This window comes from Ruegeria sp. BF7 (genome assembly GCF_056538605.1).
The window spans coordinates 68593-80204 of sequence record NZ_JBQFTM010000004.1 but is presented as its reverse complement, the minus strand read 5'-3'; the positions used below and the strand labels follow the sequence as shown (position 1 = coordinate 80204).

Annotated in this window: 6 protein-coding genes and 1 pseudogene; 4 read left to right on the top strand and 3 right to left on the bottom strand. The window is 54.2% G+C overall.

Features of this window, described 5'->3' with window-relative positions:
* The first annotated feature begins 43 nt into the window (after positions 1–43).
* The 3 genes from ACR0IK_RS11120 to ACR0IK_RS11110 all read left to right on the top strand — a co-directional run bounded on the left by ACR0IK_RS11120 (position 44) and on the right by ACR0IK_RS11110 (position 5942).
* Positions 44–934 (top strand): FHA domain-containing protein, encoded by an 891-nt coding sequence (locus ACR0IK_RS11120; protein ID WP_480641534.1) that lies wholly within the window; start codon positions 44–46, stop codon positions 932–934.
* A gap of 112 nt (positions 935–1046) precedes the next feature.
* A complete protein-coding gene (locus ACR0IK_RS11115; RefSeq protein ID WP_480641533.1) occupies positions 1047–1508 on the top strand; it encodes a hypothetical protein in 462 nt (153 codons plus the stop codon).
* A 15-nt stretch (positions 1509–1523) separates the two neighbouring features.
* A complete protein-coding gene (locus ACR0IK_RS11110) occupies positions 1524–5942 on the top strand; it encodes a WD40 repeat domain-containing serine/threonine protein kinase (protein ID WP_480641532.1) in 4419 nt (1472 codons plus the stop codon).
* Positions 5943–6145: 203 nt separating this feature from the next.
* Here the strand turns inward: ACR0IK_RS11110 and ACR0IK_RS11105 are convergent, their stop codons facing one another.
* Entirely contained in the window at positions 6146–6814 is a 669-nt protein-coding gene (locus ACR0IK_RS11105; RefSeq protein ID WP_480641531.1) for a PP2C family protein-serine/threonine phosphatase, read from the bottom strand.
* Positions 6815–7065: 251 nt separating this feature from the next.
* Between ACR0IK_RS11105 and ACR0IK_RS11100 the strand changes: the two are divergent.
* Positions 7066–7197: pseudogene (locus ACR0IK_RS11100) on the top strand (IS6 family transposase); the annotation flags it as partial.
* 169 nt (positions 7198–7366) lie between these two features.
* Here the strand turns inward: ACR0IK_RS11100 and ACR0IK_RS11095 are convergent.
* Positions 7367–10072, bottom strand: coding sequence for a DUF6493 family protein (locus tag ACR0IK_RS11095; protein ID WP_480641530.1), 2706 nt, complete (start codon positions 10070–10072; stop codon positions 7367–7369).
* On the bottom strand, positions 10069–11403 hold the full coding sequence (locus tag ACR0IK_RS11090) for an SWIM zinc finger family protein (RefSeq protein ID WP_480641529.1): 1335 nt from the start codon (positions 11401–11403) through the stop codon (positions 10069–10071). Before ACR0IK_RS11090 ends, ACR0IK_RS11095 begins: the two co-directional genes overlap by 4 nt.
* Between the last annotated feature and the right edge of the window lie 209 nt (positions 11404–11612).

Genomic DNA, 11612 nt, shown 5'->3' with positions numbered 1-11612 from the left:
CGAATGGCATGGTGTTTCGACGAACTAAACAGCGAAGATCACTGTGGAATCAAAACTCGCCACCACGATAATTGCAGATATCTCGGATAGCACTCCGTTCTATGAAGCAATGGGAGACGATCAGGCACAGAAGCTGATACAGTTCGAGATTGACCGCCTAAGAGAATCTGCAATTTCCTTTGGTGGCGTTCCTGTAGGGCAAAAGGGCGACGACGTCTTATGCTATTTTCTTGATCAGGATGCTGCGGTTAAGTCGGCATTGGATATGATTAACAAGCCACACGGCACTTTGTTGTCCGTTCATGCAGGAGTACATCATGGTCCAATCGTTTTCGCTGAGAATGGTATTTTTGGTGAAACTGTTAATCTAACAGCCAGACTAGCCGCGGCCGCGAACCCAGGCGAGGCTTGCGTCAGTGAGAGCGTCGCCAGTTATCTGAGCCCAGACATCAAGCAGTTGCTCACCCCGATTGGACCCCTTCACTTGAAAGGAGTGAGCGATCCAGTAAGGGCTTATTCAATGCGAGCACCCACAGACGGGCTGAGTACGGTTGTGCACCCGCCGGGTCTGATTGATCGCAGCGACAATCAAGGAGCCCAGGGGAATAATTTTGCCCTTATTCTCTATCAAAACGACCGCTCATGGCGTTGCAGAGAGGGTGGTGAAATCAAAATCGGCAGATCCAAACAATGCGACGTAGTTATGACACAGCCGTGGGTCTCGCGATTACACGCTGTGCTGAACATGAAAAATGGCAAACTCATGCTAACAGATCGGAGTTCTTCTGGCACGTACGTAAAGTTCGAAAATGAAAGAGAAATTCAACTAAAACGAGAAGCGGTCATGCTTGCTGGCGGTGGTTTGATTTCGCTATCTCTTCCCACTCAACATGCCGATGCCCGACCTCTCGAATTCGAAGTCGTGCGTCGATAGCCATTTCCAAAGTCAGTCTTCTGAGTTCTGTGGCGAAAGTCTCAGAAAGATATATTCATTTCGTGCTAGGATCATCTTGCAGCGCTGATTTCAACAAGCTCAGGAGGGAAGCATGCAGCTTATTCATTTAAACGTATTGTGTCGCAGTGGTTTGATCCTAGGAGCGACCGCATTTCTGTCCGCTGTGGAAGTTTCGGCACAATCAGATATGCCTAACGCCTGCCCGGTGGATGGCTGCGAAGTCCGTATCGTTTCGGTCGAAAAAAACGGTGACGAACTTACAATCACCTACGAAGCAAACTTTGAACCGGACGTCTCCAAGAACCACCTACACGCTTGGTGGGGGGAAAGTTATGCTGTCGAGCAAGTCGGCAGGAATGCTCAGAGTGAGTTTAATGTCGAGCAAGGCCGATGGCACCGACACGACGATTACCCCGCTTATGTGACCAAGGAGGCTGCCTCAACGTCGGCACGAGATGGGGCCACAACCATGTGCGTTACTGCGGCTGACAGGGATCACAACATTCTGGACGCGACCAAGTATCATTGCGTGGACGTGCAGGAGCATCTCTGAGGTAAGGGATGAGCCATGAGTTTCCCCGCTTTTATAGGCCGTTATGCCGTAGAAAGGGAAATTGCCAGCGGCGGTTTTGCAGCTGTCGTTTTGGCAAGGGACGAAGAACTGGAAGTCCCTGTCACGCTCAAGATTCTTCATGCAAATCTAGCCAGCAATGAAAAGGTCATTACACACTTCCTAGAGGAAGCGCGGTTGCTGAGGCGCATTCGATCTCCACGCGTTGTGTCCGTTCATGACGTGGGGCGGCTGGAGGACGGGCGGCCTTACTTTGTCATGGACTATGCAGATCGGGGGACTTTGGCGGAACGCCTGAAACGTCTGGAGCCAGCGTTGTTGGCTCAACGTGACGGCGTGGGCATCTTGATTGACGCGCTGGCCGATGGCTTGACGGCCGTTCACGAAGCAAACGTTGTGCATCGCGACGTCAAACCGGCAAACGTGCTTTTGCAACGCATCAAACGCCCGAAAGGCCCTGACATCGGAGACACTTTTAGTGCGCTTGTTGAGCCAGACGAAAGAGTCTTTCTGGCTGACTTGGGAATCGCAAAGGACATGGCGATTGACGTGACTGGGGCGACTATGATGGCCGGAACACCGCTCTATCAAGCGCCGGAACAGGTCGAAAGCGGACAACCTGTAACTCCAATGACCGACGTTTACTCGGCGACGGCACTCATGTGGCACGTTTTGACTGGTCGGGCGCCGCCACCGTTTCACCGTATCTCAGAGAACTTGCCGGAGTTGCCAGAGATGTGGCGCGACTGCATCGGGCATGGAATGGCGCTGGACCCTGAAGCGCGATTTCAGCAAATGGTGTCCTGGCGGGATGCAATGAATGATGCTTTGGACCGGGATCGACGAGAAGCCGCTTCCGAGGCTGTTACGCAGATTTCAGAGAGTCAGGCTGAATGCCCCTACAAAGGACTGGCAGCCTTTCAGTCCGAAGACGCAAGGTATTTTTTTGGTAGGGAAGATCTGGTCGAAGAGCTTGTCAACAGGCTTCAACAAGGCCGAATGCTGGTATTGGGCGGCTCATCGGGAAGTGGGAAATCATCGGTACTTCGTGCCGGATTGCTCCCTGCCTTGGCAGCAAATGCAATACACGGGAGCGAAAACTGGCGTGTTTGTGTTTTCACACCCGGCCGGGACCCAATGACGGATTTGTATTTCCAACTCATCGGGGACAATTCACATCTTACCGCTCAGATATCACTTAACGATTTTGTCGCTTTTCCCAGCGCAGCGCGCCGCCTCGCGACTGCCAACGAAGGCGAACTGCTTATTTGCATAGATCAGTTCGAAGAGCTTTTTACCCTGGTCACACAAGAGCGCAGAATGAAGTTCTTAGAAGCTTTGTCTGCAATGACCGACCCTGCAGATAGCCGCGTTCGAACTGTGATCACCATTCGCGCCGACTTTTACGCTTCATGTGCAGAAATACCTTGGCTTGCTGACCGGATATCGGAAAACCAACTGTTGGTGGGGCCGATGACCCGTGCGGAACTTCGCCGAGCAATCAGTGAGCCTTCACGTGCAGCCGGGCTGCATATGGACAGGTCTCTGATAGACGCAATTGTCGATGAAGCAGGCAAAGAGGCCGGCTCGTTGCCTCTAGTGGCGCATTCGCTTTACGAAACCTACATCCGACGCAAGGGAGCAACCATGTCTCTGGACGGCTACAGAGAGGCAGGAGGCGTGGCGGGTGCGATCAGCCAAACAGCCGAAACACTGTTTTCGAACAGTTTTGATGAGGACCAGCAAAAGGCCACGCAGCGATTGTTTTTGCGATTGGTAACACCCGGCGAGGGTACACCGGATACGCGCAGATTGCTTCCGATAGACGAGGTTGAACAAGACGTTGCACCGGACACAACCCGGAAGGTTGTTGAAGCCCTGACAGACGCACGCCTTTTGACGGTGGATGAAGACACCGTTCAAATCGCGCATGAGGCCCTTCTCCGCACTTGGCCAAGATTGAATTCCTGGATCGAGGATAGCCGAGACGATCTGCGAATGCGCCAACGTATTCAGCATGACGCTGCAGAGTGGGAACAGGATAGCCGCGAACCTGACTTGTTATATCGCGGAACAAGGCTGTTGGCTGCGGAAGAGTGGTCGGTTGACAACGAAAACGAGTTGGGAAAGCTTGAACGAGAGTTCCTCGGACAGGCGCGTGAGGCGCGTGAGGCAGCTCTGAAGGCATCTAGTCGGCGCAAACGGCGGCGGCGTCTCTACTTTCAGATTGCAGCTGGTGCGCTGGCTGTACTGACCATTGGGGCGACGGGTGCTTCAATTCTGGCAATTCGTGCATCCAACCTTGCTGAAACCAATCGCAAGATTGCAGTTGCCGCGACAGCAGAAGCCAACGAGCGGTTCGCGCGCGCGCTCGGAGCGGCCGCAAATGGCCTATCTCAGTCAGACCCACTGCTCGCTCTTTCCTTAAGTGCAGAAGCCATCGCCCGAGCCAACTCGGCCAGTTCCACCTCTGATGCGCGGTCTGCAATGCTATTGGCGCGCCAGAAACTGAGCGAACCAGGCCTTATTCCGTTGGGTAGCCCACTTACGGTCGGAGACGCTCAAACCATGGACCTTGATGCCGCAGGACAACGGGTAGCCGTCGGATTAAGAGATGGACGAATTGTGATCCACAGCACCAATTCGGATGAAGGTGTTTTGGCTGAATTGGTAGGACATTCGGGGGGGATTCGAGATCTGGCCTTCTCACCGAACGGAAGCCTTCTCTTGTCGGCTGCAACCGACGGAGAGGTCCGTTTGTGGGATGTTGGTCCTTCTCGAATTGGTCCGGTCACAACCCTGTTTTCCGGTGACGATGTCGCGTTCGGCGTAGCCTTCGATTCAATTAGCAGACGCGCAGCCTCTGCCACCGGAGACGGTACGGTACGCCTTTGGGACGTTTCGACCGGGATGCAAATAGGTCCACCCCTTGCGGAACAGCAACTCGGTTTCAAACGAGTCGCTTTTTCCCCGGTGTTGGAAGGTTTGGTAGCCGGAAATGTCGACGGGTCCATCTACGGATGGGTGGACATAGATGCACGTCCGGCCTTTCCGCCGATACCCGGTGGTCCGCTGGGTCCCGATCCTGACCACCTTTCATTCAGCAGCGACGGCAGTCTTTTTGTCGTCTCCCATACGAATGGAAAGGTCACGACGATCGGATTTCCATCAGGTGGTCCAATCGTTGATCGTTTTACCCACGCTGATGCGGTTGTAGCTGCAGCGTTTTCCGGCACAAAAAACGTTCTTGTGGGCGCCACGGTAAACGGAACGCTCATATTGGAAGATGCCCACTTGTTGCCTATTGGGGACGAAGTGCAAGCGCACAGCCAGAGCATCGTAGATATTAAAACTGCCACGCAGGTTCCCATTGTGGCGACACTTGGTAGGGACCAACAGGTCCGTATTTGGCAGGTCGCTTACGAAACAAGCAGCGACAATACCTTGACCTTTGAAGGTGGGAAAAAGGCTCTTGGCATTGCGTATAGCCCTGATGGAAAGAAGATTGCCGTAGGCGATGGCGAAGGCAATGTGTGGATTTGGGATGTAGGCTCCACCATGAAGCCCATGTTGTTAAGGGGGCATCGAAATCAGGTTTGGGCCGTAGCGTTTTCGCAAGATGGCCGACACCTTGTCACGGGTGATCGGGATGGCACTATCCGGATTTGGGACCCAATTTCCTTGCAGCTTATAGAAGAATTCAGCTTGGGTCAGGCGCCGGTCTGGAACATTGCGCCTACCGCCTCATCGTTGTTTTTTGCCGCCGCGGGGAATGGGGTTCATAGAATTGATGCTGCAGACACAAGTATAGTTGAAACGATTGGGTTGCCCGAAACGGCCATAAACCGAGTAACCATTTCTTCGGACGATGCCAGGCTTGCGGCAGCTTCCGCCAACGGAAAGGTCTATATCTGGAGTATTACACGTAATGAGTTGGAAAACGTGATAGACGCGGACGATAACACGCTCTGGAGTGTTGCGTTTTCGACTGACAATTCAAAAGTTGCATCGGCGTCAAGCGACGAAGTGGTAAAAGTCTGGGATTTGGCAAGCGGCGACGAACTGGCGTCGTATGGCGGGCACAAAGGCGGCGCGACGGATATTGCCTTTTTGGCAGATGGCGCGACCTTGGTTGCAGTCGACAGATCAGGAGATTTGCATTGGTGGGACACGGCGGTGAACCGACGTCTCATGCCTGTTCAGAAAGTGCACGCAGCCCCAAGTTGGAGAATTGCACTGGCGCCAGATGGTCATTCCTTTGCGACCACAAATGAAGAGGGTGTGACCCGCGTTTGGGACAGATTGAGTTTGGAAATTGCCTGTGCATTGGGCGACCCTACTTTTGACAGAGAAAGACGAATTCAATTTTTAGGCAGTCAAAAGCCAGAAACCAGTTGTGATACCTTCCGTGAGTAATCAGGAGTCACAACTGCAAAAGCCTTTGAGGATCGGAGAGTTCAGCCCGTCTTGTTTCCTTATTTTCGCGGCAGAGGACCAAGTTTCTTACTTCTATGGGCTGGAAGATACCTATCAAGAGCATCCAAATTTCTCCGCTCGTTGTCGAAATTGGCGCTGGAGCCCATTTCGTTCCCGGCAAATTTCAGTATCTGCCTGAACTGTCATGAGGAGCGCTTGTGTTCTTGAATCGCACTGGTTTCAACTGACATCACAATGATGGAAACATTGTCTGGCGCTCCCTTCGCAAGCGTAGCTTCGAGCAGTCGCTTCACGGCTGTTCCGTTTGAATGAGACAAAACCTGCTCAATGAACGGAATCGGAACTACATCCGTCAGTCCGTCGCTGCAAATCAAGTATTTCGAACCCTCGCTTACTGGCTCGATACCTGTATGGGGATCAATATCATGGAAACTTGGTGTCCCCCCGAGGGATTGAGACAACGCAGGTTTTTTCAAGCTCGAAAGGGATGCCTCCGAGACGAGGTCATCCACACTTAACTGGTGCAAAATCTTATTGCGAAAACGAAAGACTTTACTGTCCCCCACATTGAACCAGATCAGTTTGTCGGAGAAACAAACCACGCCGGCTACGGTCGTACCCATCCCCTCAAAAAGTGAGTTTTCAGCTGCCAGATCGTATAAATTCCGATTTGTATTTCTTAAGAATTCAACAAGTTCGTAGGGACTCGTTAGTCCCGATGTACGTGAAAGAAATGCGTTTACGGCCATTTCACTCGCGTACTCTCCAGCGCGATGACCTCCCAAACCATCAGCTATCAGAGCCAGTTGGCCGGTGGGCTCAGAAAACTCAAACCTATAGGGCTCGGCCATTGAACGCTGCTCTTTCCAAGATCCCGCCAAGATGCAGTCTTGATTGGAGGGACGAGCGCGTCCGGTGTTTGTAAGGGCCGATCCTAAAATTTTCATGATTGTGTCAATTCAATATACTGTTTTGCGGCTTTCGAGAAATGCGACCATGATTAGACGGCAATGATAAGCCCAATTGTATTTAAACGTATAACTGAAAACGTGATTGCCAGCTTGTTTGGGCGTTCTGCACAGGTCATGCATCATGCATTACAATACCGCCCAAAATACCGCGCCTGAAAGGTCTACGTTTTTCGCCTAAGATCATCGCCTATGCTGTTTGGGACTGCTATCGCTTCGCGCTCAGTACCGCCGATATTGAAGATCTGCTTGCGGAACGCGGAGTAGCGGGCAATTGACGCCTCTTGCCTGAAACGATCAGCTACCCACCGCATACTCTGACAGTGATGGCACAGTTTGTGCCCGCGTGAGTCACGATCTGGAAAGCTTGGAACACCATTAAGGCACCACTGACGTGGACCACGCCCCGATATTCTGACGTATCCGGTGTTGAACTCAATTCACGGTTTGACCGAAGACCGCTAGTTTGCGCGCGAACTTCCCCGTTTTTCCACCGGCCTTGACTGCTTGCAAAGCTGACTGAACGTCCGACGACCCCGCCGGTTCATCAAATGCCACGCAAAGCTCGTATAGCAGATCCAGAATGCTACCCAGATCACGCGGAAGCACTGCCGGCAGGTCGACCATCATGCCCGCCAACGCAGTTTTCACCACCCGCGCATGGGTGTTGGAAATTCCGGCCAATTGGGTCAATCGCTTGGTCCACCGTCGCAGCGGCAGGTCCGCGTGAAACACAAGGGAATGCGCGGCTGATGCAAACGCGCTTGGGTCAAACAACTGCTGAGCCATCAATGTGGCCATTGCATCAATTGTTGTTGATCCGACACCCTCATCGGCACTGGCAAGATACCAGGAGAGCATGGCGTGTGCCATCACTCCGGGCTTGGGATCGGGGCGGAACAGCGGATCCAGGAACATCAGGCAATGATGATTGGTCAGCTTCTGGTCCAGTTCCAGTTCGAAAATGCCGGTGGCAAAGAACAACTCGGTATGCGCTGGTCGGATCAATCCCACCCAGGAGTTCGGGTGCATCATCCAACTGCTGCCCGGATCGCTCAAAAAAATGTGCTCAGATTTTGCAGGCAGGGCAAAACCCAATGCAGCATCGAAATCATCGGGAATTGGCGGGGTGATCCGGATTTTGGGCCTCGGCCAACTATATTGATCTATCCGCCGAATATCTGCGAAGAACTCAAACCGTGCCGGGTGACCCACACCCGGTATTGGTCCGCCAACGAGGGACTCTATGCGTGGATCGGCACGCAGCGGCAGGGTCGACGACCACGCAATCGCCCATAGCTGTTTGTCCGCTTCAGGTGGCAGGTCAGCCCCTAACGCAAAAGCAAGTGCCCTTTCCGGTTCAGATAGCGGCTGGACGTCGTTCAAGGCCGTTTCACGCCCTTCGGGCGCCAAACGCATAAGCGCCAGTTTGAAATCAGTGTCACCCGGTCGGACGCCGATCTTTCGGTATTCTGCCAGCCGTTCGATCAACTGTCCCGCCGCCAGATACCCGCAGTTGTCACCGGGCGCCGACAGCATGGGTGCCGCGTGCCCCTTCCGCACAAGAGCAAGCACCTCTTGCGCCCGGGCTGCAAACATCCCCTCAAAGCTGTTGCGTTCAATCCCAAGCGGCGTGTGCCCGGAATACCGAGGCGTAAGGAATGGCTGCAGTTCAGCCTCAAAATCCGTCCCGTTGGCCCATGCCAGCGCGGTAGCCACGATTGGTTTTTCGAAGTTCCCTACCCCGCTAAACACATCTTGCACCATGCGGTTTCTTAATTGATTTGCCCGCTTCGCCAGGGGGGACAACAAGGGATCAGCTGCCGCCCCGAAACGGGCCAAACCGTCAAATGCGCGTTCTGTCAAAAACGGGTCGCGACCGTCTTCCAATAGCTCAAGAAACGCCGCCACGGCTTCTTCCGCCGAGGCGACCGGACGAAGGACCTCGAGCTTTGCCACCAGATCATCGGCATCAGGCAGAGGGGTTGGTTTGCCGCCCCCCAAAATCTTTGCAAGCCTTCCCTGAACTGTCGGCGCGGCAAAGTCCATGTAATCGCGCAGTTTTTCCTGAACCTCTGGTTCAGAGTGCTGGCCCAAGGATTCGATCAGGTCCAAAGCCTTTGCCTGCACATCTCCGGCTTCGGAAATCAGGGCTGATACTGCCATCAGAGCCACGTCAGTTGCCCTGTCGGGATGGCACTTGGCGCAGCTTTTCAGCAATTGCAGCGCCAAGACGGCACTGGATTTCTGGCGGCCTTGTAATGCGGGTTCGATCGAAGCCAACAGCGCGACAGGATCAATCCCGCTCAGTTTGTCGATCCTTTTCAACACCTTCAACGCAAAGGCCATAGTCGGAGGTGCAGCGCTGCCAAGCAAGTCCAGATACCGCGTGGTCCGGTGCAAAACCTCTGTGTCCGTAGGGCAAAGGCTGGTGTGAAACCGCGAGTACCATCCGGCCCGAAACTGCCCGAAATCCCGTTCAAGCGCATCCAGTGAGGCGTCCAACAGCCGGTCTCGGTCCAACGTGCCGTCGTCGCACAGGCCGATCAGGAAATCTGACCAAGATACCCCCGGCCCGCAGTATTTGTCATGTGCGGCAAGGCTAAGGTCACCGCCTCCTTCAACCTCGAAAAACCGCCAGACGTCATGCGTCAGAAACTGGTTACGCGCGGGGCCGGGAATGGCCGCTTGGTGCGCATAGTAACCCAGTATGTAGGCGTCCGTCTGCGGGATGCTGCACTGCCCTTGTGCATAAAGCGCATGGACCACTTCGATCAGGCGGGGGTTGTCTTCAACCGCCGCCAGCGCCCAATCGTCCATCCAGCTGAGGTCAAGGGCGCCGAATACATCCGCCAGAGGGATCGAACGCGGCAGGATACGCCAATCTCCGCATCTGTATTCGGATGGGCGCGCTGTCGCCAGAATCGCGACTCCAAGCGCATCGCTGTCCTTGGCCAAATTCAGAGCCTGTTTTTTACCGCTGAACTGGGCATCCCAATACGCTTTTTCATACGCTTTCTGTGTTTTAAGCGCGATCGGAGCAAAGGCGCGACGGTCGGCTTCAGGGATACCACAAAGTGTCTTCAGCACGTGACGCGCCCGCTTGGTTGAAATCAGTTTCACGAATTCTGCTTCGGTCACTGCAAGCGCTCCATTTCCAGTTCCGCGGCCAGAATGTGCTTGCAGGGGCCGCGTGTGTTTTTGTTTCTGGCATACCATGGGCACGTGCAACTCGGCGCGCTATCGAAAAAACGCACTCGATGAAATGCCGCGTCGCTGATCACCTCTGCACCGTCCTGATCAAGTGTGACCGCCCGGGCATCCACCAGTTCCCGAGCTGCTTTCAGGCGGGGGTTCATTGCCTCGATCCGGTCCATGTCGAACGGAAGAACTCTGTGAAACCAAGTGGAATGGGCAAGGTCAAACCCCACAAGACCCAAGGCCGCCAGACGCGACATGGCCGTGTTGACCTGATCATGAGGCAGCCCGCTGCTGTGGGCCAAAGAAGACAGGTTCAAACTGTCCTGCCAGTGAAACTGCGCCCGTAGGGCGGCAATATCCGCTTCATTCCGCACCAGATCTGACAGAAGCCGGCCATCGCCGGAAAACCCGCGCCAAGGTTCGGCATTTAGTACCAGGGTCAACCGCTGCGATCCGAAATCGAGCACCCAGGCCGAGCTTTGCAACGCGTGATTGCCATAGACATGAAGAGCGGCGGCCCTGCCAACTAACGTTTCGAACACCCTTAGTCGATGACCTCCACGCAACGGCACGCTGCCGGGTGCCTGACGGGTCGTGGTTCTGACCCTCGAACCTGTGGCGGCGATCCAGATCCGGTGATCCGACTTAGAGCGCGGCAAGCTGCGGAGAAACCGCCGGGCCGATACGGAGGGCAACGAGAACGCTTTCTCCATTCCCGACAGGTGCCCCTGCACTTCGCCAAAACCCTTGATCCACCGCAAGGGCAGTGGGACCTTGCGCTCGGTGACGTTGGCGCGTTCATGCGCCAGTCCAACCGCACGGGCTCTGATTGCAATCTCCAGACGACTTTCCGGTCGGGTCTGAGCCAACAGCGCCCGCAATTCGGCCCCGAAATCCACGTTTGTGGTTCCTTTGCCGCGGTGTTCGACCTCAAGAGCGTCTTCATCAATATCCAGACGGATGTAGGCGCTACAACAGGCTGAGAAACCTTCGAACCGGACTGTTGTCGGGCCAACGGTCGCAACGGGATCGGCTTCGCGCAATATCCGTGACAACATGGATGGCGGGACGTAAAACCTTGACCCCACGATTTCAGAAACCGCACGCAACGCTCTGGCTGTCACGTCGGGTTCTTTCGCAAAAGCCTTCAGAAAAGTATGCGGTTCATCGACACCAGTCTGATCCGCAACAAGAAACAATGACCGGTCTTGATCCTGCCCGACCAGTGTCGAGCGGCCTGTATAGCGGTAAACGTGGTCAACTCCGGTCATTCCGGCATTCCTGAAATCTGGCGCAATGAACCATGACTTTATAATGATCTAGGAAACAGATTGACGGGGTAAAGATGTCAACAATGAGACCCTTTTCCGTCTGGCCTGCGGGCTGTGATCTTCGGGCATTTGTAAGCTCAATTGTTTTCAACTGGGCAATACTTTTTCTGAGCCTATGTTGAAATCGGAACTCAGATCCTTTCATGCCG